The sequence below is a fragment of the Pseudomonas sp. FME51 genome (assembly GCF_014897305.1).
Genome location: NZ_JABUYN010000012.1, coordinates 74796 through 99754, shown reverse-complemented (window position 1 = coordinate 99754; position 24959 = coordinate 74796). Strand labels below are relative to the sequence as shown.

Genomic DNA, 24959 nt, shown 5'->3' with positions numbered 1-24959 from the left:
AAATTCACTCTCGCTCTGTACGTTCCGCGGTTAACCGAAGAATTTCTTGCCGTTGGCAGCCATTTCACGCAACTTTTCAGTCGGGTGATACATCGGGCCGAACTCGGCGTATTTGTCTGCAATGGCCACGAATTCAGCCACTCCGATGGTGTCGATATAGCGCAGTGCGCCGCCCCGGAAAGGAGGGAAACCAATACCGTAGATCAGACCCATGTCGGCATCTGCGGCACTTTCGACGACGCCATCTTCCAGGCAGCGCACGGTTTCCAGGCACAGCGGCACCATCATGATTTCCATGATTTCTTCATCGCTGAACTCACGCTGTTCCAGCACCACTGGCTTGAGCAGTTCATAGGCCTGCGGATCGACAACCTTCTTGGTCTTGCCCTTCTTGTCCAGCTCATAGGCATAGAAGCCTTTGCCGGTCTTCTGGCCCAGACGATTGGCTTCATACATGACATCGACCGCGGTCTTGGTCTTGTCAGCCATACGATCCGGATAGCCTTCAGCCATCACATCGCGACCGTGGTGACCGGTATCCATGCCAACCACGTCCATCAGGTAGGCCGGGCCCATCGGCCAGCCGAATTTCTCCATGATCTTGTCAACGCGCTGGAAGTCAGCACCCATACCGATCAGACGGGCAAAGCCGCCGAAGTAAGGGAAGAGTACGCGGTTGACCAGGAAACCCGGGCAGTCGTTGACCACGATCGGCGTCTTGCCCATCTTCTTGGCATAGGCGACGGTGGTGGCCACAGCCTTCTCGCTGGACTTCTCGCCACGGATCACTTCCACCAGCGGCATCATGTGTACCGGGTTGAAGAAGTGCATGCCGACGAAGTTTTCCGGGCGCTTCAGCGCCTGGGCCAGGTAGCTGATGGAGATGGTCGAGGTGTTGGAAGCAATGATCGCGTCTTCCTTCACATGCTGCTCTACCTCAGCCAGCACGGCGTGCTTGACCTTGGGGTTCTCAACGACCGCTTCCACCACGATATCGACGTTACCGAAATCGCCGTAGGACATGGTCGGACGGATGGCGTTCAACGCTGCTGCCATCTGCTCCGGCTTCATGCGGCCCTTGGCAACGCGCTTGCCGAGCAGCTTGGCGGCTTCGTCCAGACCCAGCTGAATACCCTCTTCACGGATATCCTTCATCAGGATCGGCGTGCCTTTGGAGGCAGACTGATAGGCGATACCGCCACCCATGATACCGGCGCCCAGTACCGCAGCCAGCTTCACTTCACCGGCTTGCTTGTCGTATTTCTTGGCTTTGGATTTGAGTGCCTGATCATTCAGGAACAGACCCACCAGCGATGCAGCCACCGTGGTCTTGGCCAGCTTGGCAAAACCGGCAGCCTCGATTTCCAGCGCCTTGTCGCGACCATGGTTGGCGGCTTTCTGGATAGTCTTGATCGCTTCAACCGGGGCCGGGTAGTTCGGACCGGCCTGACCGGCGACGAAACCCTTGGTAGTTTCAAACGCCATCATCTGCTCGATGGTGTTGAGCTTGATCTTTTCCAGCTTGGGCTGACGCTTGGCGCGGAAGTCCAGCTCACCGGAGATGGCGCGACGCACCAGGTCCAGAGCGGCATCACGCAGCTTGTCATCAGCTACCACAGCGTCCACGGCACGTACTTTCAGTGCGTTGTCGGCGCGCTGCTCAGTACCGCCGGCAATCCACTCGACGGCGTTGTCGACACCGATCAGACGCGGCAGACGAACTGTGCCACCGAAACCCGGGTAGATGCCCAGCTTGGTTTCCGGCAGACCGATCTTGGTGCTCTGAGCCATGACACGGAAGTCACACGCCAGACACATTTCCAGACCGCCGCCCAGTGCCAGACCATTGATCGCAGCAACCGTCGGTACATTCAGGTCTTCAAACGCGTTGAAAATGCGGTTGGTTTCCAGGTTGGCAGTCACCAGCTCTTCTTCGGACAGCTTGAATGCCTGCACGAATTCGGTGATATCGGCGCCGACGATGAAAACGTCCTTGCCGCTGGTAACAATGACGCCCTTGATGCTGCTGTCGGACTGGATCTTGTCAACGGCCGCCTTGAGTTCGGCCAGAGTAGCCTGATTGAACTTGTTGACCGACTCGCCCTGCAGATCGAATCTGAGGTCGGCGATGCCGTCTTCAAGAATTTGAACCGTGATGGCTTTACCTTCGTAAATCATCAACTGATCTCCATGCTGTGAAAGCAGATGAGAAAAAACACTGCCCAACCATGCTGTCGGACAATGTCATGATAGTTCCCGACTACAATGGAATAATGCCTGGCCCGGCAAAATTCATACGCTCGTTTGATTCGGGTACGCACACCTTCATGGAAAACCGCGCTATTGTCAATCCGCGACATCAGATGCCCCCCAAAAAACCCGTGCAGGCCACCTCGGGCGGAGCATCAGTTCAAGGGTGGTGCTTCAATGGCGCCAACGCGGTTACCAGCTCAGTCACCACCGCGACATCATCCGGCTCTCGCCAATATATGACGACCGACAGGCTTTGGCGATCAATCCCCCGCACTTGCTCTGGCAGCCGTTCCAGCACCTCGACACAACCTTGTGTCGCCGCCGAGCCACTCAACCACAGCCAGCCTTCCGCGCTGCGACGGCAACTGAACTCCTGCGCCAGCGGCGCGCGTTCCAAGGGCATACGGTAGGCAATACAACCCGCCAGTTGGTTCACCCGCTGCGCCTCGCGCAGCCACTCCACCGCGAATCCACAACGTCTGGCCTCTTCGCGCAGACGGTGCAGATGGCGCTCACGACCGCGCGGCATCAACTTCGCCAGGTTGGAAATCAGTATGGCCGCTACCACGCCGACTATGATCCAGGTGATCATTTTCTTACCCCGTTTAGCTGGAAATAATGTAACTGAATGGATGCCACTGTAGACCTCTTGCCAAAGACTGCTAAGATCAGCGAAAAGCAAGGAGAGAACCCACATGCTCTATTCACATGTGCTGGTCGCGATCGACCTGATCGATGAATGCCGTGCCGTGGCAGAACATGCCCGACAGCTGGCCCAGGCACTGGATGCCCGACTGACTATTGTCCATGTTGTCGAACCCCTGGCCATGGCCTATGGCGGAGACGTCCCCATGGATCTATCCATGTTGCAGCAACAACAGTTCGATCAGGCACGCGAACGCATGCAACTGTTCGCCGGGGAGTACGGCCTACCCGAGGAGCAATTGCAGATCGCCTTCGGTCATCCCCGCCAGGAAATTCACCGTGTAGCAACCGAGTACGGCTGTGACCTGATCGTCGTCGGCAGTCATGGCCGCCACGGGCTGGCGTTGCTGCTGGGATCCACTGCCAATGACCTCTTGCACGGCGCACCCTGCGATGTGATCGCGGTACGCCTGCATAAGACCGCCGCCAGCTGAAACGCTGGCGAGCGCCCCTTTAACCTTCCATATCTTCCAGCTCGGCCCAGCGCTCCAGCGCCTGGTCCAGCTCAGCCTGCTTGTTTTCCAGAGCAGTAATAACCGGTGCTGTCTGAGCATGATCCTGCAGATAGAACTGCGGATCACTGACCTGCTGTTGCAGCGTCTGCAGTTCAGCTTCGAGTTTTTCCAACAGCACCGGCAGTTCGTCGAGCTCCCGCTGCAGCTTGTAACTCAGTTTGACCTTAGCCACCGCTGGCGCGGCCTTGACCGGCTCCGCCTCGGGTTGCGCTGAGGCTGCAGGTTTCGCCGCATCATCGCCCCACTCCGCCAGCGACTCGATCTTGCCACCCTGGCGCAGCCAGTCGGCATAACCGCCAATGTACTCGCGCACATTGCCGTCCCCTTCAAACACCAGACTGCTGGTGACCACGTTATCCAGAAATGCCCGGTCGTGACTGACCAGCAGCACAGTGCCGTCAAAACCATCGAGCACTTCTTCCAGCAGCTCGAGGGTTTCCACATCCAGGTCGTTGGTCGGCTCATCCAGCACCAGCACGTTGGCTGGCTTGCTGAACAGCCGTGCCAGCAATAGACGTGCGCGCTCGCCGCCGGACAATGCCTTGACCGGCGTGCGGGTACGCTCGGGGGAAAACAGGAAATCGCCCAGATAGCTGATCACATGCCGCTGTGCACCGTTGATCTCGATGAAATCCCGGCCTTCGGACAGGTTGTCAATAACGGTTTTTTCCAGATCCAGCTGGCCGCGCAACTGATCGAAATAAGCCACTTCCAGCTTGGTACCATGCTTGATGGTGCCACTGGTGGGCTCGAGCTGCCCGAGCATCAACTTCAACAGCGTACTTTTACCCGATCCATTATTGCCGATCAGGCCGATACGATCACCGCGCAGCACGTTAGCGGTAAGGTTGCGTACCAGCGGACGCTGGCCCGGCCAGGCGAAGCTGACCTTGTCCAGCTCAATAACGCGCTTGCCCGAGGAGTCCGCTGTTTCCATCTGGAAGCTGGCCTTGCCCTGACGTTCTATGCGCCTGACACGCTCCTCACGCATCGCCTTGAGCGCTCTGACCCGACCCTCGTTACGAGTGCGTCGAGCCTTGATACCCTGACGAATCCATACTTCTTCCTGCGCCAGCTTTTTGTCGAACAGGGCATTGGCGGTGGCTTCCGCCGCCACCTGCTGCTCCTTGTGCTCAAGGAAGCTGCGGTAGTCTCCCTGCCAATCAATCAGCTGCCCACGATCCAGCTCCATGATGCGTGTGGCCAATGCCTGCAGGAATGCACGGTCGTGGGTGATGAACAACACCGCACCGCGAAACTCCAGCAACACCTGTTCCAGCCAGGCGATGGTATGGATATCCAAATGGTTGGTCGGCTCGTCAAGCAGCAATACATCGGGTTCGCCTACCAGCGCCTGCGCCAGCAATACCCGGCGACGCCAGCCACCGGACAGCTCGGCCATGGTTTTCTCCGCCGGCAGCCCCAGACGAGTCAGCGTGGTCTCGACCAGCTGATTCAAACGCCAGCCGTCCTTCGATTCCAGGCGGTCCTGCACCTTTTCCAGTCGCGCCAGCTCCGCCTCGCCCATCTCGCCATGTACCAGGCTGTGGTACTCGGCAAGCAATTCCCCGACGCCATCAAGGCCAGCGGCGACTACGTCATACACCTTCATGTCCCCCGCTTCAGGGAGCTCCTGAGGCAGTTGGCCGATTTTCAGCCCCGGGGCAAGCCACAATTCGCCCTCGTCCGCCGGCTGCTCACCGGAGACCAGTCGGAACAGGCTGGATTTGCCGGCGCCATTACGACCGATCAGGCAGACACGCTCGCCTCGATCAAGTTGAAAGCTGACTTTGTCGAGCAGTGGGTTCAGACCGTAGGCCAGGGAAACATCGGTAAAGGAAAGCAGAGCCATATCACACCTTTTGATCATTCAGGCCCGCATTCTACCTGCAGGCCGTTGCAGCTGCATGTTTATTGCGGCCACGGCTTTGAAGGCCAAGCTCAAACAGCTAAGCTGTGCCCTATGAACCTCAGGCATGGAAGCCCTCTCGGAACAACGTCTTACGCCCTCCCGGGCAGGATAATCATGCCGCGGTTAATAAAACGACAACTGACCAGAATACCTCGCCTGCTATGCGCAGCGCTTATACTGTCGAGCTTGCCAGCCCAGGCTGACCGACTCAGCGAACAGCGCATTCAGTACAATCAAGCACAGAGCGCCCTGGCAACGGGTGACCTCTCCCGCTTCGAAACGCTCAAGGCTGGCCTGGCTGACTATCCGCTGCAGCCTTATCTGGAGTTGGCCTCCCTGCGCAAGCGGCTGGAGTATGCGCCGCATCAGGAGATCGAACAGTTTCTCACCGCCCATGGCGACCTGCCCACTGCCGGCAGCTTGAAGCAGAGTTGGCTCAAGCGTCTGGCAGAAGAACAGGACTGGCCGCGACTACGCCGCCACGTGGATACCGAGACGCTGACGGCCGAGCTGGAATGCCCCCTGGTGATGCACACCTGGAATGAGGGGAAATCCGAGCAGGCCATGCAGCGCGCGGCAGAGCTCTGGACCGTCGGCCAATCGCAGCCTGATGCCTGCGACCCGCTCTTCAAACGCTGGATCGCGGCTGGCGGGCTGACCGACGACCTCGTCTGGGAGCGTATTCGCCTGTCACTACTGCATCGTCAGGATGGCTTGGCAAAATACCTGACTCGGCAGATGCGGGGCTCATCGGTACTCGCCGAACGCTTTGTGGCCACGGCCAGCGATCCCAAGCTGCTCAATCAATTCAGCCATTACCAGCCCAACGCCAGCCAGCCGTTGGAAAAACTCACGGACATGGTAACCGTATCCCTGCGCCGCCTGGGACGGGATGACACCAACGCCGCCCTCGCCCTGTGGCCGCATTACCAGCATCTGCCCTTTACTGACGAGGAACGTCTTGCCCTGACCCGTGATATCGGTGTGCGCCTGGCCCGTCGTTATCAGCCGGAGGCACTTGCTTTCATGGCCGCCAATGATCCGCACATGCAGGACGACACCATTACCGAGTGGCGTGGCCGGCTTGCGTTGCGTACCGGGCACTGGCATAGCGTGCAAGATCTGACACGCACTATGCCCGAGCACCTGCGTGAGCAGAGCCGCTGGCGTTACTGGCGCCTGCGCAGCAGTCAATTAACCGATACCAAGGCCGGCGAGCTGCAGAGTGAATATGCTCAGTTGGCCGGGGAGCGGGACTTTTATGGCTTTCTGGCAGCTGAGCGTAGCGGTCAACCCTATGCGACCAACCACCAGCCCGTACCCATTGATCCGCGCGCTGCAGCCCGTGTGCAGAATACGGCAGGCATCATCCGCGCCCGGGAATTCTTTGCCCGTGGCGAGTACGTCAATGCCCGCCGCGAGTGGTATCACGTCGAGCGTCTGTTCAGCCGCGAAGAGTTGATCGCCCAGGCCAGCCTGGCCCGTCAAATGGACTGGTACTTCCCGGCGATTCGTGGCATCAGCAAGGCGCAGCACTGGGATGATCTGGATATCCGCTTCCCCCTGGCCTACCGCGAGCCCATCGTCGAGCAGGCACGGCTACGCCAGTTGAATTCGACCTGGGTCTACGCCATCACCCGACAGGAGAGTGGCTTCATGACGGATGCCCGGTCGCACGCCGGCGCCCTGGGATTGATGCAACTGATGCCCGCCACCGCCCGGGAAACCGCGCGTCGCTTTGACATTCCGCTGGGCAATACCCATGACGTTCTGCTGCCCGAACGCAACATTGCCCTCGGCACAGCCTATCTGTCGCAGCTGTACAGCCAGTTCCATGGCAACCGGGTACTCGCTTCCGCCGCCTACAATGCCGGCCCCGGTCGGGTACGCCAGTGGACCAGAGACATGCCGGCATTACCGTCGGACATATGGATAGAGACAATCCCCTTCGACGAGACAAGAGCCTACGTCCAGGCGGTGTTGACCTACGGGGTGATCTACGGAGAAAAACTGGGAATCAAGCAATCGGTGATGGAACAGCATGAGCGTTACGTGGAGTGATTCGATTGACCTTCGAGGTGCAGCGCCGGCGCGCCACACCTCGAAGACGCCCTACGCTACTCAGTAGTAGGCGTTTTCCTTGACGGTATGGTCCGTCACATCACGCACGCCGTTAAGCTCGGGAATGCGCGCTACCAGCGTCTTTTCGATACCTTCCTTCAGCGTCACATCGACCATGCCGCACCCCTGACAACCACCACCGAACTGCAGCACGGCAATACCGTCCTCGACAACATCAATCAGCTTGATCTCACCGCCATGACTGGCCAGACCGGGGTTGATCTCGGTCTGCAGCAGGTAGTTGATGCGGTCGTTCAACGGGCTGTCATCGTTGACCATGGGTACCTTGGCGTTGGGTGCTTTGATGGTCAGCTGACCACCCATACGATCAGTGGCGTAGTCAACAACGGCATCTTCCAGAAAGGGTTCGCTGGTGGCGTCCAGCCAGACGCGGAGCACCGGCAGGCTGATAACCGTATCTTCGGGCTTCTCTTCACCTGGCTTGCAATAGGCAATACAAGTCTCGGCGTAGGGCGTGCCGGGCTGGGTAATGAACACACGAATACCGATGCCGTCGGTGTCCTGCTTGGATAACAAGTCCGCCAGATAATTCTGGGCCGCCTCGGTAAAGTGAATGCCTGCCATGAAATGCCTCGTGTTCGATGTCTTGATGCCAGATAGTGTACGGGATACGCGCCCGCGAATAAAGTCCCACCGTTTCACTTGGTTATTATCATGCCCAGATGTTCCGCTTGAATGAAATCCATGATGCCCTTGAATAGCTTTCATTCAGCGCCGGACGGCTTCTGGTAAACTGCACTGTTGTGTACATCATTGATTCTGGAGTTTCCATGTCTGACCTGACCACCCGCTTGACCGCTCTGAATGAGGCTCTGCGCCAGCGCATCCTGATACTCGACGGGGGCATGGGCACCATGATCCAGAGCTACCGGCTCGAAGAAGCGGATTTTCGCGGCGAACGTTTCGCCGACTGGCACCGAGACCTCAAGGGTAACAACGACCTGTTGATTCTGACCCGCCCCGACGCCATCGCCGCCATGGAGAAGGCCTATCTGGATGCCGGCGCAGATATCATCGAAACCAACACCTTCAACTCCACCCGTGTCTCCCAAGGCGACTACGGCATGGAAGAGCTGGCCTATGAGTTGAACCTGGAAGGCGCACGCTTGGCTCGCCGCGTCTGCGATGAAAAAACTGCTGAAACCCCGGATCGTCCGCGCTTTGTTGCCGGCGTACTGGGGCCGACCAGCCGTACCTGCTCGCTGTCACCTGACGTCAACAACCCCGGCTACCGCAACGTCACCTTTGATGAGCTGGTGGACAACTACAGCGAAGCTACCCGTGGCCTGATCGAAGGCGGCGCCGACCTGATCATGATCGAAACCATCTTCGACACGCTCAACGCCAAGGCTGCAATCTTTGCCGTGCAGGGCGTATTTGAAGAACTGGGTGTCGAACTGCCGATCATGATCTCCGGCACCATCACCGACGCCTCCGGTCGCACCCTGTCCGGCCAGACCACCGAAGCCTTCTGGAACTCGGTGCGTCATGCCAATCCGATTTCTGTCGGCCTGAACTGCGCGCTGGGACCCAAGGAGCTGCGTCCTTACCTGGAAGAACTGTCAGGCAAGGCCGCCACCTATATATCCGCTCACCCCAACGCCGGCCTGCCGAATGCGTTTGGTGAGTACGACGAATCGCCCGAAGACATGGCAAAGATCGTCGGCGAATTTGCCGCCGCCGGGTTTCTGAACATCGTTGGCGGTTGCTGCGGCACCACCCCGGAGCATATCAAGCAGATTGCCGAAGCAGTAAGCAGCTACCCGCCACGGCCGATTCCGGATATTCCGCGCGCTTGCCGCCTGTCCGGTCTGGAACCCTTCACCATCGACCGCAACTCGCTGTTTGTGAACGTCGGTGAGCGCACCAACATCACCGGTAGCGCCAAGTTTGCCCGCCTGATCCGTGAGGACAACTACACAGAGGCACTGGAAGTCGCCCTGCAGCAGGTCGAGGCCGGCGCCCAGGTAATCGACATCAACATGGATGAGGGCATGCTGGATTCGAAGAAGGCCATGGTGACCTTCCTCAATCTGATTGCAGGCGAACCGGATATTTCCCGGGTGCCGATCATGCTCGACTCCTCGAAGTGGGAGATCATCGAAGCCGGCCTCAAGTGCATCCAGGGCAAGGGCATCGTCAACTCCATCTCGATGAAAGAAGGCGTTGAAGAGTTCAAGGCACACGCGCGGCTGTGCAAGCGCTACGGCGCTGCGGTCGTGGTCATGGCCTTTGACGAAACCGGCCAGGCTGACACCGCCGCCCGCAAACGCGACATCTGCCAGCGCTCCTACGACATTCTGGTCAACGAAGTCGGCTTCCCGCCGGAAGACATCATCTTCGACCCGAACATCTTTGCCGTGGCCACTGGCATCGAGGAACACAACAACTACGCAGTGGACTTCATCGAAGCCTGCGCCTTCATCCGTGACCACCTGCCCTATGCGCTGACGTCGGGCGGCGTATCCAACGTGTCCTTCTCGTTCCGCGGCAACAACCCGGTACGGGAAGCGATTCACTCGGTGTTCCTGTACTACGCGATTCAGAACGGCCTGAAGATGGGCATCGTCAACGCCGGCCAGCTGGAGATCTATGACCAGATTCCGCTGGACCTGCGGAATAAGGTCGAGGACGTCATTCTCAACCGCCATCCCGGGGCCACTGAAGCGCTGCTGGCCATTGCCGAAGACTATCGCGGCGACGGCTCGGTCAAGGAAGTGGAGAACGAGGAATGGCGCTCCCTGCCGGTGGACAAGCGGCTGGAGCACGCATTGGTCAAGGGCATCACCGCGTTCATCGTTGAAGACACCGAGGAGTGCCGTCAGCAAGTAGCGCGCCCGATCGAGGTTATCGAAGGTCCGCTGATGTCCGGCATGAACGTGGTCGGCGATCTGTTCGGCTCGGGCAAGATGTTCCTGCCCCAGGTAGTCAAATCCGCCCGGGTAATGAAGCAAGCCGTTGCCCACCTGATTCCTTTTATCGAGGAAGAAAAAGGCGACAAACCGGAGGCCAAGGGCAAGATCCTCATGGCCACGGTCAAGGGCGACGTCCACGACATCGGCAAGAACATCGTCGCCGTGGTACTGGGCTGTAACGGCTACGACATTGTCGACCTGGGCGTGATGGTGCCGGCGGACAAGATTCTGAAAACTGCCATCGAAGAGAAATGCGACATCATCGGCCTGTCCGGCCTGATCACCCCCTCGCTGGACGAGATGGTGCACGTCGCCCGGGAAATGCAGCGTCAGGACTTCCATCTGCCGCTGATGATCGGTGGTGCGACCACGTCCAAGGCGCACACTGCCGTAAAGATCGACCCGCACTACAAGAACGATGCCGTAGTCTACGTGACCGACGCCTCGCGTGCCGTAGGCGTGGCCACCACTCTGCTGTCCAAGGAACTGAAGCCCGACTACGCCAGCAAGATCCGCGAAGAATACGCCGTGATCCGCGAGCGTACCGCCAACCGTGCCGGGCGTACCAAACGCCTGAGCTATGAGCAGGCCTTGGCGGCCGGCCCGCAGTTTGACTGGACCGAGCATACGCCGGTCACACCGAGTTTTCTGGGTCGCAAGGTTCTCGACGATATCGATCTCCGTGTTCTTGAAGACTATATCGATTGGACCCCATTCTTCATCTCCTGGAACCTGGTGGGCAAGTACCCGCGCATCTTCGATGATAAGGTCGTCGGCGAAGCAGCGACCTCCCTGTTCAAGGATGCACAGGACATCTTGCGCAAGCTGATCGATGAAAAACTGATCCGCGCCAAGGCCATCTTCGGCTTCTGGCCAGCCAATCAGGTTGATCATGACGACATCGAGCTCTACGACGAGCAGGGCCAGCCGTTCAGCCGACTGCACCACCTGCGCCAGCAGATCGTCAAGACCGATGGTAAACCGAACTTCTCACTGGCGGACTTCGTCGCGCCCAAGGACAGCGGCATTACCGACTACGTGGGGGGCTTCATCACCACTGCCGGTATCGGGGCCGAAGAAGTAGCCAAGGCGTATCAGGACGCTGGCGATGATTACAACTCGATTATGGTCAAGGCACTGGCCGACCGTCTCGCCGAAGCCTGCGCCGAGTGGCTGCACCAGCAGGTGCGTCGGGAGTACTGGGGCTACGACCCGGAAGAAAGCCTGAGCAATGAAGAGCTGATCAAGGAGCAGTACAAGGGCATCCGCCCTGCCCCCGGCTATCCCGCCTGCCCGGATCACACCGAGAAAGGCACCTTGTTCGACTTGCTCGACCCCCAGGGTGACTGCGGCGTGACGATCACCGAGCACTACGCCATGTTCCCCACCGCTGCCGTCAGCGGCTGGTATTTCGCCCATCCCAAGGCGCAGTATTTTGCCGTGGGCAAGATCGACAAGGATCAGGTTGAAAGCTACAGCAAGCGCAAGGCCCAGGACCTCGATACAACCGAACGCTGGCTGATGCCGAACCTGGGTTACGACGTCTGATCCTGAATGCCGGTGGTCTGCGAATCCGTTGCAGCCACCGGCCCATCCTTTCCTCTTTGCCGCTTCGACTTCCATGACCCTATTTGAAATCACTGCTGCCCTGCTGGGTGTTGTGTCGGTATGGCTGACGGTACGGCAGAATCCATTGTGCTGGCCGGTCGGGCTCGGCATGGTGCTGATGTACGCCTGGTTCTTCCAGTCCACCGGGCTCTATTCCCAGGTGCTGCTGCATCTTGTGTATGCCGCCGTGCAAGTCTACGGCTGGTGGCAATGGACACGCGGCGGCCCCCAGCAACAGCCACTGCGGGTGACCTCAGCCTCCCGACGTGAGCTGCTGATCGGCTGCAGCATCGCCATCCTGACAAGCATCGCGCTGGGTTCGGCCATGGCAGGCTTTACCGAGGCCGTGTATCCACGGCTGGATGCCACTCTGGTCGCCTTCAGCCTGCTGGCCCAATTCTGGATGGCACTCAAGCGCGTCCAGTGCTGGTTGTTGTGGTTGGTACTGGACATCGCCTATGTGGCGCTGTTTCTGTATCAGGGTTACTACCCCACCGCAGCGCTGTACTGCGTGTTTGTACTACTGGCTGCACTGGGCTGGCGGGAATGGCGCTCGGCACAGGCGGCGGCGTCATGAAGGTGGTGGTTTTGACCGGCCCCGAATCCACCGGCAAGAGCTGGCTGGCCGCCAGTCTGCAACAGCATTTTGGCGGCCAGCGGGTCAGCGAATATGTGCGTGAATACGTTGATCATATCCAGCGCGACACCCGTTACGATGACGTGCCGCTGATCGCCCGCGAGCAATTGCACAGGGAAGACACCGCCCGTCAGCAACAGCCGGCATTGCTGATTCTCGACACCAACTTGCTGAGCAACCTGCTATGGAGCCGGACTCTGTTTGGCGATGTGCCCAACTGGCTGGGCGCTGCATTGCTGGAGCGCCGCTACGACAGCTATCTGCTGTTGTCACCGGAAGGCGTGCCCTGGGTCGGCGACGGCCAGCGCTGCCAGCCGGAGCTGGCCGAGCGGATGGCGTTTCACGCCGCCTGCCGGCAATGGCTGATTGCCCACGACCAGCCAATGATCGAGCTGGGTGGCAACTGGTCCGAGCGTCAGACCGCCTCCTTTGCCGAGGTGGAGAAGCTGCTCAACAGCTAGCCGCCTGTCGGCATCTGTTATAGTCAGCCGCCTCGTCAGCAACGCCTGCGATGCAGGCCGCTATACAGTCATCTGCAACCGGTACACCGCTATTTTGAGCAAACGTCGATTTCACCTGCTACCCAGTTCCGAGCGCCTCAAGAGCATCACTTTGTTGGGCTTGCCGATCATGGGCGGCATGCTCAGTCAGAGCCTGCTGAATCTGGTGGACGCCGCCATGGTGGGGTCCCTCGGCGAAGCAGCATTGGCAGGTGTCGGGCTGGGTGGATACGCCAACTTCATGGCCATTGCACTGGTCATGGGATTGGGCGTCGGCGTTCAGGCCACCGTGGCCCGCCGTCGTGGTGAAGGCCGCAACGAACAGATCGCTGCCCCGCTCAACCATGGACTGTTCCTCGCCGCGCTGCTGGCCCTGCCGTTGATGCTGCTCTGCTGGTTCAACGCCGCGAATATCATCAGCCTGCTCAGCACCGATACCGAGGTCATCGATATCGGTAGCGAATACCTGCGTTGGCGGGCACTGGCCATCATTGCCGTGGGCTGCAACTTTGCCTATAGAGGTTACTGGAACGGCATACGTCAGACCGGCCGCTATCTGCAGATACTGGTGGCCATGCATGTGTTCAATATCATCATCAGTTACGGCTTGATCTTCGGTCATTTCGGCCTGCCGGAAATGGGCGCTGCCGGCTCCGGGCTGGGTACCAGCATCGCCATGTTCATGGGTGCCGGCATGTACTTCCTGCTGACCTGGCGCACCGGGCGTGAGCATGGCTTCATGCACAGCCTGCCGAGCCTCGCGGATATCCGCTTCATGCTGCGCCTTTCCCTGCCCAACTCCATGCAACAGTTCTTTTTCGCCACCGGGGTTACCGTGCTGTTCTGGATAGTCGGGCAGATCGGCACCTCTGAACTGGCCATTGCCCATGTACTGGTGAATCTCGCGCTGCTGCTGATACTGCCGGGTGTCGGGCTGGGCATGGCAGCTACCACGCTGGTCAGTCACAGCTTGGGCGAGAAGAACCCTCAGGAGGCGTACCGCTGGGGCTGGGACGTGGTTCGCGTCGCTGTCGTAACCTTGTTCGTCATGGGGCTACCCTTCTGGCTGGCGCCGCAGCTGGTATTGCAAGTGTTCACCCAGGATCCACATCTGCTGGCCCTGGGTGAATGGCCGCTGCGCATTACCGGACTCGGCATGACGCTGGATGCCACCGCCCTGGTACTGACTCAGGCGCTGCTCGGCGCTGGAGCCAGCCGTACCGTCATGAGCGTGAATCTGGGTAGCCAATGGCTGATCTTCCTGCCCTGCGCCTACCTGGCCGGTCCGGTGCTCGGTGGTGGTCTGCTTGCGGTCTGGTTGCTACAGAGTCTGTATCGGACTATGGCTTCTGTTATCTTTGCCATAATGTGGAGACGCAAGCACTGGACTGATATTCAGATCTGACAGACCACCGGGGAGCGAACAGTGATGACGGATAAAAAAAATAACGAAAGGAACGAGTCCAGCAGCCCGCGCAAGATGCGCTTGCGAGACATGTTCAGCACCATTCTGTTCGGTGCATTGGGGGTACAGAGCAACAAGGCCAGAGAGCGGGATTTCAGCCAGGGAAAACCAAGCCACTTCATCTACTTCGGGCTTGGTTTCATGCTGGTGTTCATTCTGGGATTGGTAGGTATCGTGAAACTGGTAACGCACCTGGCAGGGTAGTCAGTCCCTGCCCTGTCACTTAGTGCTGGCTGACCCAGAACACGGCCGTCAATACCGCAATCAGAATCAATGTGACTGCGGCAAAAGCGTCGAGACCGCTGTTATGGTCCCCGCCAGTGTGAATTTCGTCGTCGCTCATGATAGGATTCCTGTTGTTTTTGAAATGGGAATGTACTGCCGGTACAGTTAAGCCCAGACCAGCCAAATGCACAAGTTACCTTGTGCTGGAACATCTTTATTCGATCTAAGCATATAGATAAACATTCCTTTTAAGCATAAAGCAAAACTGATATTGTCTCCGCGCTTCCTGAGCCCCGCAGGGCTGAGCTTCCGTAGTCACGGGCAATGAACGCCCAACAACAGGTTGTCAGAATGTATATTTACGACGAGTATGATCAACGCATCGTAGAGGACCGCGCCAAGCAGTTCCGCGACCAGGTACGCCGCTACCTCGCAGGCGAATTTTCCGAAGCGGAATTTCTCCCGCTGCGCCTGCAGAATGGCCTGTATGTTCAGCGCTACGCGCCCATGCTGCGTATCGCGGTACCTTATGGCGTGCTGTCTGCCGAGCGGCTGCGCAAGCTGGCCTACATCACCCGTCGTTACGACAAGGGTTATGCGCACATCACGACTCGTCAGAATATTCAGCTGAACTGGCCGAATCTGGAAGAAGTGCCGGACATTCTCGAAGAGCTGACCCAGGTTCAGATGCATGCCATCCAGACCAGCGGCAACTGCATTCGCAACACCACCACCGACCAGTTCGCCGGGGTTGCTGCAGACGAGTTGATCGACCCGCGCCCCTGGTGTGAAATCATCCGCCAATGGTCTACCTTTCACCCCGAATTCGCCTTCCTGCCGCGCAAGTTCAAGATCGCCATCAACGGCGCTGAACAAGACCGCGCGGCAATTGGCATTCACGATATCGGGCTGAATGCGGTACGCAATGAACAAGGCGAACTCGGTTTCCAGGTTCTGGTTGGCGGCGGCCTTGGTCGCACCCCCATGGTCGGTGCCGAAATCCGCGAATTCCTGCCGTGGAAGCACCTGCTGACCTATCTGGAAGCTATCCTGCGTGTGTACAACCGCTACGGTCGCCGGGACAACAAGTTCAAGGCGCGGATCAAGATTCTGGTCAAGGCGCTGACACCGGCGGTATTTGCCGAAAAAGTCGAAGCCGAATGGCAGAATCTCAAGGATGGTAGCGCGACCCTGACCGATTCCGAGCTGCAGCGCGTCAGCAAATATTTTATACCGCCACAGTATGAAACGCTGGACGGTGATGATGCCGGCTACCTGAGCAAGCGCGAAACCGACAAGGGCTTCAACAACTGGGCCATGCGTAACGTTCAGCCCCACAAGGTGCCGGGCTACGCCGCAGTCACCCTGTCACTGAAAGCGACCTCCATCTCTCCCGGTGACATCACCGCCGAGCAGCTGGACGCCGCCGCTGACCTGGCTGATCGTTACAGCCTGGGCGAGATTCGCTCAACGCACTACCAGAACCTCGTACTGCCCTACATCAAGCAGAGCGACCTCCACGAGCTGTGGCTGCAGTGCCGCGAACTGGGTTTCGCCACTCCGACCATCGGCCTGCTGACCGACATCATCTGCTGCCCTGGCGGCGATTATTGCTCGCTGGCCAATGCCAAATCGATTCCGATTGCCGAATCCATCCAGCGTCAGTTCGATAACCTGGACTACCTGCATGATATCGGCGAGCTGGAACTGAATATCTCCGGCTGCATGAACGCCTGTGGTCACCACCACGTCGGCCATATCGGTATTCTCGGCGTCGACAAGAAAGGTCAGGAATTCTATCAGGTGTCGCTTGGCGGCAAGTCAGGTCGTGACTCGGCCATTGGCAAGATCCTCGGCCCCTCCTTCGCAGCCGACCAGATGCCAACCGTGGTACAGAAGCTGATTGACGTCTATGTGGACAACCGCACCCCGGAAGAGCGTTTCATCGATACATTCGAGCGTATCGGCATGGCCCCGTTCAAGGAGCAAGTGTATGCAGCAAATAATTAAGGGTAATCAGGTCGTTGAAGACGCCTGGCAACTGCTGCCCAAGGACACCAACACCGACGACCTGACCAATACCGGCAACATCATAGTGCCGCTGGCCCTGTGGTTTGAGCATGCACATGCACTCAAAGCGCGCGACGGTGGTCTTGGTGTATGGCTGGATGCTGATGAAGAAGCCGAAGGGATCGCTGATGATCTGCGGCACTTTCAGGTCATCGCGCTGAACTTCCCGGTATTCAGTGACGGCCGCAGTTACTCCAATGCTCGTCTGCTGCGTGACCGTTATGGCTATGAGGGCGAGTTGCGGGCCATCGGCGATGTACTGCGCGACCAGTTGTTCTTCATGCACCGCTGCGGCTTTGATGCCTATGCCCTGCGCGAAGATCATGATCCGCATGCGGCGCTGGCCAGTCTGAATGACTTCTCCGAGGTCTATCAGGCGTCTACTGATCAGCCACTGCCGCTATTCAGACGGCGGTGAGTTGGTGAGTTAAAAAAAACCGGACGCCTGAGCGCCCGGTTTTTTTAAGCCTGAAATAGAGCACCGGCTGATTTCAACTCCAGCCTACTCTTCCCCGACGCAGGTAAGGCAGCACCGAAAATAGCCCCAGCACCGCCAGGCCAGCACCTATCCACAATGCAGCGCGAACATCATAGCCTGCGGAGATCGCCAAGCCAGCCAGGAAGGTCCCCCCGCCCAAGCCGATATTGATAACAGAGGTATGTACCGCGTTCACCATAGGGCCGGGGTGAGCCACGCTGACGATACGTGCCATCATCGCAGGGTTCATGGGTACGCCAGACAAGCCAATCAGAATAACAAAAGCCACAGCGAACCACTGGTATTGCGCCAACAACGCCATACCGGTTAACGACACGCTCAGCACTGTCAGCCCTACAACCATGATGATTAAACTATGCCGATAGGCCAGACGCCCGACAATGATGTTTCCTACTATATTTGCGGCCCCATAGAGCATCAATATGAAAGGAATCACCTGCATGGTAAAGCCAGTCACTGTGGTTAGAACAGGCACGAAGTAACTGAAGGCCGCAAAGCTGGCACCCAGGATCAAACAACTGGTAGCACAGGCCTTCCAATACGCCATGTTTTTAAATGCCCTGAACTCTTCCGCCACTTTCAGGCTGCACTGACCAGCGGTGCTTGGTAGTGCACGGATCAACGCGATTAAACAGAGCAGTACCAGCACCGCCACCAATCCAAAAGTGATGCGCCAGCCCCAGTGTTGATTGATGATAGTCGCCAGCGGAACACCAAAGACGGTGGACACCATAAAGCCGCCAATAATCACCGCCGCAGCACGGGGCCGGTTTTCGTTGGATACCAGCGCCATACTGATGGCCAATGACAAGCTGAGACAGCCAGCACATAACACACCGGTAATCACGCGCACAGCTATCAGGATGGAATGATCAGAGATAAAAGCACTGGCACCTTGTACCACCACATACAGCGCCATCATCACCAATAGCGTTGGTCGGTAGGGTGCTTTCAGCCTGAGAAACAGATAGGTAAGCACCGGGCCTCCCACCATGACTCCAAAAGCAAAATACGAGATCAGGTGACCGACTTCACCGATGGTAATATGAAAAGCCTCGGACAAGGTGGTCATCATCCCTGCCACCATCAGCTCAGAGGTACCAATCGAGAAAATGGCCAACCCTAAAATATAAACGACCACAGGCATTCACTATTTCCTCATAGTTATTGAACAAACATTACAGAAATGAATAGACAAGCATGCATCAGCGCTACTTGCTCATGAGGCATTATCTATAGACAGGTATGATTACTGCGAAAACGACGTGACGAGTACGAACTACAAATTGGCCAGCAAACCAGCCACAACATCATCCAGAACATCCTTATCTGTGATGTTTTTATTAAGAACACGTAACCCATAATATCCGGCCAAAAACCCTCTTGCCATTTGGATAGCAGAAGCTTTCTTAGCAAACTCTTTATTCTCCTGGCCCTCTGTGAATACAGAAACCAACGCTTTTTCCAGGCGCTGCCTGTATTCTTTATTCAGACTCGCCACGGCTTCATCTTTGCTGCCGCGCTCCAGGGCCGAGAACAGAACCATGGCATCATGTTGTTCTGGTTGCTCCAGGTCTTCAGCAATTCCCCAAAACAATAAGATGCGCAGCCGCTCTTTTGCAGAGCCTGACTGTTTAAGAATAGCCAACTGCGCAGACATGCTTTTTTCATGACTACGCAACAAGGCTTGCTCGTATAGTCCCTGCTTACTACCAAAGGCGTTATAGAGGCTGCCCCGACCTAAACCGGTACCGTCGCATAAATCCTGAGCAGAGGTACCGGCAAAGCCATTCTCACTGAAAACGGCCACCGCAGCATCTATGACCTCGTCGTCCTCAAATTGCCGAGGACGGCCCTGATTCAGTAGCTTCTCCTTGCTCATATTCTGGGGACCCTTGGAGTGACTCTGGGACGCATAATATCCATTCTGTAACGATCAGTCAACATGTAAATCGTCGGCGTCTCCCCCGCCAGCAGCTCTCCGGTACCCGGCCCGAGGGCAAAGCCCTGATAAGCCTGCGTTAACATTCTTGTGACCCGATTTATGTGAATTGTGGGCTTCGCTGCATTGCACTCAAACGTACATGAAGATGAAATGATTAGCAGCGATCATCGGCAAGCATCACCCAGCCGATAGTACAGGATGTACCATGTCTCGTTTTACTCGTCGTGACTTTCTGCGTCTTTCTCTGGCGACCGTGGGCACAGTTGCCATTTCCACAGGGCTGCAAGGCTGCTTCAGCAGTAGCAGCAGTCGAGCCGATGAGCAGGCTCGGCAGGCCGCCTTCCTGCATGGTGTTGCCAGTGGTGACCCGCTTCAGGATCGGATCATGATCTGGACCAGGGTCACTCCTCAGGACACTGATCAGAGCGATATAGAGATCAGTTGGGAAGTTGCCAGTGACGCCGAGTTTACTGACTTGCTGCATGACGGGAGTTTCACCACTGGGGCCGAGCGCGACTTCACCCTCAAGGTCGACGTACTCAACCTGCTTCCCGGTCAACCCTATTACTACCGTTTCCATTGCGCGGGAGCCACCTCGCCTACCGGCAGCATGCGTACCCTGCCCGCAGCCAGGGTTGATCAGGTGCGTCTGGCCGTCTTGTCCTGCTCCAATTTCCCCGCCGGCTATTTCCATGTGTACGCCGAAGCGGCCAAGGTCGAGCAGCTTGACGCTGTGGTGCATCTGGGCGACTACATTTATGAGTATGCGGCCGGTGGCTATGCCAGCGAAGATGCTCAGGCCCTTGGTCGCCAACTGCCGGCAGACAATACAGGCGAACTCCTGACCCTGACGGACTATCGACGCCGCTATGCGCTGTATCGCACCGATCCTGACCTGCAGCGTCTGCATGCCAGCGTACCGTGGATTCTGGTCTGGGATGACCATGAAGTGGCCAACGATACCTGGCGCGAGGGTGCGGAAAACCACAACGAGGGTGAAGGCGACTTCGCCGAGCGCAAGCTGGCGGCGCTGCAGGCCTACTTCGAATGGCAACCGATACGCCCGGCCTCCGAGCATGACGAGGAAACCCTGTACCGGCGCTTCGATTTTTCCGACCTGGTCAGCCTGCACATGCTCGATACCCGCATCATCGGGCGCGACGAACAGCTCGACTTCACCAACTACCTGACCGCCGGTGGCATGGACGGCACGCGCCTGGCGGCGGATCTGGCCGACACCGACCGAACCATGCTGGGGTTGCAGCAACTGGATTGGCTACAGACCCAGCTGGCCACCTCGACTGCCACCTGGCAGGTACTAGGTCAGCAGGTGCTGATGGGCCGCATTCTGGTGCCCGCGGAAATGCTGGCAGCCATACTCGCCACCATGACCGACCCGGGCTCCACCGACATAACAACCCTGCTGACCGAACTGGTCACGCTCAAGCTACGCCAGCAGAACAATGATCCTACGCTGACGCCCCAGGAGCTTGCCCGGATCACGACGCTCATCCCTTATAACCTGGATGCCTGGGACGGCTACGCCTACGAGCGTGAAGTCCTTCTGGAAACCTGTGCCAGCCTGAACAAGAACCTGGTGGTGCTGGCAGGCGACACGCACAACGCCTGGGCCAGTAACCTGAAGACGGTTGATGGCAAACAAGTAGGTGTCGAATTCGCGACCGCGGCGGTGAGTTCACCGGGGCTGGAAGCCTATCTGAACTTGCCACCTGAAATGATCCAGCCAGCTGAACAGGCCATCACCATGCTGGTCGACGATCTGCATTACCTCAACGTCAACCAGCGCGGCTTCATGGTTGTCACCTTGACGCAGGAACAGGCCCGCGCTGACTGGCACTTCGTCGATACGATCAAACAGCCTGACTATCGAATGGATACCGACCGCAGCCACTCATTGCAAACCCTGCCCGGTACCGGACAACGACATTTGCAGGGACTACGCTGATCGAAGCATAGGGAACCCAACCCGCATCAGCGGGTTGGACGGTCAACTGCCGCGTCTCGTTGTATTGATGATTCTCACCTATATCTGAATTTCACCGGTAATGCAGGTCACAGTGGCTCCTCCCACCCAAACCGTGCCATCTGCGCTTTGCTGGATACTCAGTCGCCCTTCACAATCAAGCCGGGTTCCTTGGCTTACCATATACGGCGCGGTCGCACGTCCAGTCGCGATGAGCCATTCAGCGAGTGAGGCATTGAGACTGCCCGTCACGGGATCTTCTACCATACTGCCCTGCTGATTCCTGAAAAGTGCGCGCACCTCGAAGGCACACTCCGAGCCCGGCGGATAAGGACCAACAAGGCCAATGTCCAGACTCTCGTTACCGGAGTACCGGCTGAAATCCGCCTCGATGGCCAGAACGGTAGCGGCATCCTCAAGCAAAACCCCAACCCACCCTGGCCCATTGTCAGCCCACGCGGTATCGACAATTTGGCTGCGATCAATACCCAGGACGGCAGCCAGCTGTTCTGTATAGGCAGCATCAACCTGTCCCGAACGCAAAAGCGGTGGTGCAGCAAAAGCCAGTCCTTCTGCACCGCGTTTGATCGGTACCAGGCCAGCTCCGCATTCCTGAACAATCAGATCCTGCTGCTTCGGCTCGGCTCCGGAACTGAGCCACGCGTGACAACTACCGAGCGTCGGATGCCCTGCGAATGGCAACTCGTGCGTCAGCGTGAAGATGCGAACCTGATAGTCAGCCGATGCATCATCTGGCGGCAAGATAAATGCCGTCTCAGACAGGTTCATCCAGCGCGTAATACGCTGCATCTCCTCGGTAGAGAGCCCTTCGGCATCCAGCACAACGGCGAGCGGATTTCCAAAAAACGGCTGTGCCCCGAAGACATCAATTTGTTGAAAGCGTCGTTTCATCAGTCAGTTCCCCTTGATTCCTGAAATCTTCGTCCACGGATACCGCGCGGCCCATATGCCGGTTTGGAGCCGCAAAGCGGCGTAAAATCGGTCGCCATGCGGCCGATTGTGAAGCAACTTCAGCTCCGTTCCCGAAGCTTAGACTCAAGCCGGTTCTTGGTTGCGGGCCACTCACTCTCAACGATGCTGAAACACGCAGAGTCTCGAAACCGGCCATTTGGCATGACCATATGCCTTCTCAATATTCCCTCCAATGTTGCACCCAATCGTTCAATAGCCGTCCTCGATTGCTGGTTGAGCGCATCAGTGAGGAATTCCACTCGCAGACAGTTCAGTCGTTCGAAGGCATGCTGAAGGAGTAAAAGTTTTGACTCCGTATTTACGGCTGTCCTCTGAGCACCTTTTGCTAACCAAGTAGAGCCTATCTCCAGCCGACGGTGCTGTGGGTTAATGGCACGGTAGCGTGTTGTTCCGACAATGCAGTCAGTAGGACGATGAATGATAACAAACGGCAGGTAGATGCCATTTTCCTGGCCTTCAATGGCTTCCCGAATGTACCGCTCTGTTGCTTCAAGGCTCGCAGGCACAATGGTCAAATCAGATGTCCACAGTTCACCATCCGCTGCCGCCGCAAAAAGCGCATCGCGATGCGACGCTTTCAAGGGCAAGAGTTCGACATACTTTCCCTTCAATGTGACAGGTGATACTTTCATGTAGTCTCCTTTGCGGCTTAACACCTGAGTTAGGCCGCACGGGCTTGCAAAGCGACTGTGGTACCCATGTGCCCCCAATCCACTACCGCGCGACTTAACTTGGGTCGGTCCCCGATGCAAGTTTTTCCAGGATCATCCAGGCGGCCTCAACGCGATCCGGAATTGGATAGCTCCGGTTTGCCAGCATGACGATTCCGATCTTCCTAGCGGGCACGAACGCCACGTAAGTGGCGAAGCCGCCAGTTGATCCGGTCTTATTAAAGAGATGTTGCTCGCCTGCGGTTTGGTTCGTCAGCCGATAAGCAGGCTGTGGATCGAGAAGCATCTCCTTGGCGTTGCCACCGAGCAGCCATTCGCGTGAGACAGGGTACGGATACTTTTCCCACCCAAGGCCCTGCACCAGAGTCCCCGCGCGGAAGTATCCGACCTGCGTGGCTTCGACGGCGCGGCGCATCGACGGCTGGAGCGAGTTCGGATCGATGTTCGCCTGCACGAAGCGGAGCAAGTCCGACACCGTCGTCTTGACACCGTAAGCCTGCTCGTCAAGCGGCCCCTCGTTCACACGGACCGGTCTGTCCTTGCGATAGCCCCATGCGTAGTCCGGCATCTTGCGGTCCGGCACGTGAATGAAGCTATCCGTCATGCCGAATGCGGGAAATACCGCCGTTTGCATCAACGTCGCGAAATCATCATCCAGCGCGCTGGCCGCAACAACCCCGAGCAAGCCCAGGCTTGCGTTGGAGTATTCGCGCCGTGTGCCCGGGGGAGCCAGCGGCGTCCAGTTGCGGAAGTAGTTCATCACCGCCGCCTCTCCCGTCACCTCATCAGGGAACTGCAACGGCAGTCCGCCGGCGGTGTAGGTTCCCAGGTGAAGTAACGTGGTTTGGTCGATCGGCGCGCCTTTCAAATGCGGCAGGTGCTTGCCCGGATGGTCGTCCAGCGACAATTTGCCGATGGCTTGCGCGTAGGCGGCCAGCGTTGTGGTGAAGACTTTGCTGACGGAGCCGATCTCGAATAGTGTTGCCTCCGCTACCGGTACGTTGGTTTCCTTCGAGGCGACGCCATACGTAACAACATAGGGCTGGCCATCGAGGATCAGCCCGACAGCCATGCCGGGGATGTCATGCTGGGACATTAGGGGAAGGATCGCAGCGTCGACGGCGGTGCGGACACGGAAGGTGTCTTCGACGGCTGGAACTGCCATAGGAAAGAAGCAAACGAAGACGAGCAGCAGCGTCCTAACGACAAGGGACTTGGACGACACGCTCATTGTGTGCTCCCACTCTGTGGCTGCCTTGGGTGATGTGAGATCGATTGTGCTTGGGGCATCATGAGGTTCAGCTCTCGAAGTTTTGTGGTTTCGCTGAGTGACGGCAGGGGCTTGTGCAGTCTAACGCCTACAATAAACGGCGCGAGGAACGAGCGTCCGGCGACCGCAGGGAGCGAATTTGATTGCCTTGTTAGCCCTGACCAACCTTTCCCCTATACGAGTAGGTGGAGGGCTCAAGCCTAAAAAGTACGTCGGATAAACGGATTTGGTATGAAAGACGGTCTCTCCCCAAGCTTTCACGCATCGCTCTGCACAATTGTGTGTAGGCAAGAATCTCTTGCTCCTTCTCAAGGGTACCGCCTTGCAACCAAAAGCTTTCCAAGGCCTCCACTACGCCCACATCGGCACATACGCAGATCCGAGCCTTGGCATCGTTGAGCGCCCCAAGCTCAGTGATCTCATCCTGGGTTCGACCGGACCTTCTAGCAGACACTAGCAGTGAAGTGGCTTTCAAAAAGTCCGTATAGGCGTCCAAGCGCATCTTCGCCAACTCATCATTCCGGCTCTTTTTCTCGGACAGAACATGGCCGAAGACCGCACCTATGAGGCCTGAAATGAGTGAGAGTATCGCTGCTAGAGTAATAGTCATGTGGCTCTTTAGGCTAACGCTCAGCTTTGCGGCAATTTTG

General features: G+C 57.7%; 20 protein-coding genes. 10 read left to right on the top strand and 10 right to left on the bottom strand.

Annotation, left to right across the window (positions count from 1 at the left end):
* Nucleotides 1-30: 30 nt before the first annotated feature.
* Nucleotides 31-2178, bottom strand: coding sequence for a fatty acid oxidation complex subunit alpha FadB (gene fadB, locus INT39_RS18250; RefSeq protein WP_193075433.1), 2148 nt, complete (start codon nucleotides 2176-2178; stop codon nucleotides 31-33).
* Between the two features lie 232 nt (nucleotides 2179-2410).
* Entirely contained in the window at nucleotides 2411-2845 is a 435-nt protein-coding gene (locus INT39_RS18245; protein ID WP_193075432.1) for a hypothetical protein, read from the bottom strand.
* Between the two features lie 103 nt (nucleotides 2846-2948).
* Between INT39_RS18245 and INT39_RS18240 the strand changes: the two genes are divergently transcribed.
* Entirely contained in the window at nucleotides 2949-3392 is a 444-nt protein-coding gene (locus INT39_RS18240) for a universal stress protein (RefSeq protein ID WP_193075431.1), read from the top strand.
* 19 nt (nucleotides 3393-3411) lie between these two features.
* On the opposite strand, the gene INT39_RS18235 is transcribed toward INT39_RS18240, so the two are convergent.
* Nucleotides 3412-5325 (bottom strand): ATP-binding cassette domain-containing protein, encoded by a 1914-nt coding sequence (locus INT39_RS18235; RefSeq protein ID WP_193075430.1) that lies wholly within the window; start codon nucleotides 5323-5325, stop codon nucleotides 3412-3414.
* 174 nt (nucleotides 5326-5499) lie between these two features.
* Here INT39_RS18235 and INT39_RS18230 point away from each other — a divergent pair, with 174 nt between their 5' ends.
* Nucleotides 5500-7446, top strand: coding sequence for a transglycosylase SLT domain-containing protein (locus tag INT39_RS18230; RefSeq protein WP_193075429.1), 1947 nt, complete (start codon nucleotides 5500-5502; stop codon nucleotides 7444-7446).
* 60 nt (nucleotides 7447-7506) lie between these two features.
* Here the strand turns inward: INT39_RS18230 and nfuA are convergent, their stop codons facing one another.
* On the bottom strand, nucleotides 7507-8091 hold the full coding sequence (gene nfuA / locus INT39_RS18225; protein WP_193075428.1) for a Fe-S biogenesis protein NfuA: 585 nt from the start codon (nucleotides 8089-8091) through the stop codon (nucleotides 7507-7509).
* A gap of 206 nt (nucleotides 8092-8297) precedes the next feature.
* Here nfuA and metH point away from each other — a divergent pair, with 206 nt between their 5' ends.
* From metH to INT39_RS18190, 7 genes are all read left to right on the top strand, one after another.
* On the top strand, nucleotides 8298-11990 hold the full coding sequence (gene metH, locus INT39_RS18220; protein WP_193075427.1) for a methionine synthase: 3693 nt from the start codon (nucleotides 8298-8300) through the stop codon (nucleotides 11988-11990).
* Nucleotides 11991-12063: 73 nt separating this feature from the next.
* Nucleotides 12064-12627 carry a nicotinamide riboside transporter PnuC gene (gene pnuC / locus INT39_RS18215; RefSeq protein ID WP_193075426.1) on the top strand — a complete coding sequence of 188 codons (564 nt, stop codon included), beginning with the start codon at nucleotides 12064-12066 and terminating at the stop codon, nucleotides 12625-12627.
* The gene (locus tag INT39_RS18210) at nucleotides 12624-13148 is read left to right on the top strand and encodes an AAA family ATPase (RefSeq protein WP_193075425.1); all 525 of its coding nucleotides are present in this window, start codon (nucleotides 12624-12626) and stop codon (nucleotides 13146-13148) included. Before pnuC ends, INT39_RS18210 begins: the two co-directional genes overlap by 4 nt.
* Before the next feature lie 94 nt (nucleotides 13149-13242).
* Complete coding sequence (locus INT39_RS18205; RefSeq protein WP_226944882.1) at nucleotides 13243-14592, top strand: MATE family efflux transporter; 1350 nt, start codon at nucleotides 13243-13245, stop codon at nucleotides 14590-14592.
* A gap of 24 nt (nucleotides 14593-14616) precedes the next feature.
* Nucleotides 14617-14856, top strand: coding sequence for a DUF2970 domain-containing protein (locus INT39_RS18200; protein ID WP_193075424.1), 240 nt, complete (start codon nucleotides 14617-14619; stop codon nucleotides 14854-14856).
* Between the two features lie 372 nt (nucleotides 14857-15228).
* Nucleotides 15229-16887: a nitrite/sulfite reductase gene (locus tag INT39_RS18195; RefSeq protein WP_193075423.1), complete on the top strand. Its 1659-nt coding sequence runs from the start codon at nucleotides 15229-15231 to the stop codon at nucleotides 16885-16887.
* On the top strand, nucleotides 16871-17365 hold the full coding sequence (locus INT39_RS18190) for a DUF934 domain-containing protein (protein WP_193075422.1): 495 nt from the start codon (nucleotides 16871-16873) through the stop codon (nucleotides 17363-17365). Before INT39_RS18195 ends, INT39_RS18190 begins: the two co-directional genes overlap by 17 nt.
* Nucleotides 17366-17438: 73 nt before the next feature.
* Here INT39_RS18190 and INT39_RS18185 read toward each other — a convergent pair whose 3' ends face one another.
* On the bottom strand, nucleotides 17439-18593 hold the full coding sequence (locus INT39_RS18185; RefSeq protein ID WP_193075421.1) for an MFS transporter: 1155 nt from the start codon (nucleotides 18591-18593) through the stop codon (nucleotides 17439-17441).
* Between the two features lie 132 nt (nucleotides 18594-18725).
* On the bottom strand, nucleotides 18726-19328 hold the full coding sequence (locus INT39_RS18180; protein WP_193075420.1) for a TetR/AcrR family transcriptional regulator: 603 nt from the start codon (nucleotides 19326-19328) through the stop codon (nucleotides 18726-18728).
* 268 nt (nucleotides 19329-19596) lie between these two features.
* On the opposite strand from INT39_RS18180, the gene INT39_RS18175 reads away from it, so the two are divergent.
* The gene (locus tag INT39_RS18175) at nucleotides 19597-21357 is read left to right on the top strand and encodes an alkaline phosphatase D family protein (RefSeq protein WP_193075419.1); all 1761 of its coding nucleotides are present in this window, start codon (nucleotides 19597-19599) and stop codon (nucleotides 21355-21357) included.
* 78 nt (nucleotides 21358-21435) lie between these two features.
* Here INT39_RS18175 and INT39_RS18170 read toward each other — a convergent pair whose 3' ends face one another.
* The 4 genes from INT39_RS18170 to INT39_RS18155 all read right to left on the bottom strand — a co-directional run bounded on the left by INT39_RS18170 (nucleotide 21436) and on the right by INT39_RS18155 (nucleotide 24919).
* Complete coding sequence (locus INT39_RS18170) at nucleotides 21436-22287, bottom strand: PhzF family phenazine biosynthesis protein (protein ID WP_193075418.1); 852 nt, start codon at nucleotides 22285-22287, stop codon at nucleotides 21436-21438.
* A gap of 119 nt (nucleotides 22288-22406) precedes the next feature.
* Nucleotides 22407-23000, bottom strand: a complete 594-nt coding sequence (locus INT39_RS18165; RefSeq protein ID WP_193075417.1) for a GNAT family N-acetyltransferase — start codon at nucleotides 22998-23000, stop codon at nucleotides 22407-22409.
* A gap of 94 nt (nucleotides 23001-23094) precedes the next feature.
* Nucleotides 23095-24270, bottom strand: a complete 1176-nt coding sequence (blaIDC, locus tag INT39_RS18160) for an IDC family class C beta-lactamase (RefSeq protein ID WP_193075416.1) — start codon at nucleotides 24268-24270, stop codon at nucleotides 23095-23097.
* A gap of 190 nt (nucleotides 24271-24460) precedes the next feature.
* On the bottom strand, nucleotides 24461-24919 hold the full coding sequence (locus INT39_RS18155; protein ID WP_193075415.1) for a hypothetical protein: 459 nt from the start codon (nucleotides 24917-24919) through the stop codon (nucleotides 24461-24463).
* Between the last annotated feature and the right edge of the window lie 40 nt (nucleotides 24920-24959).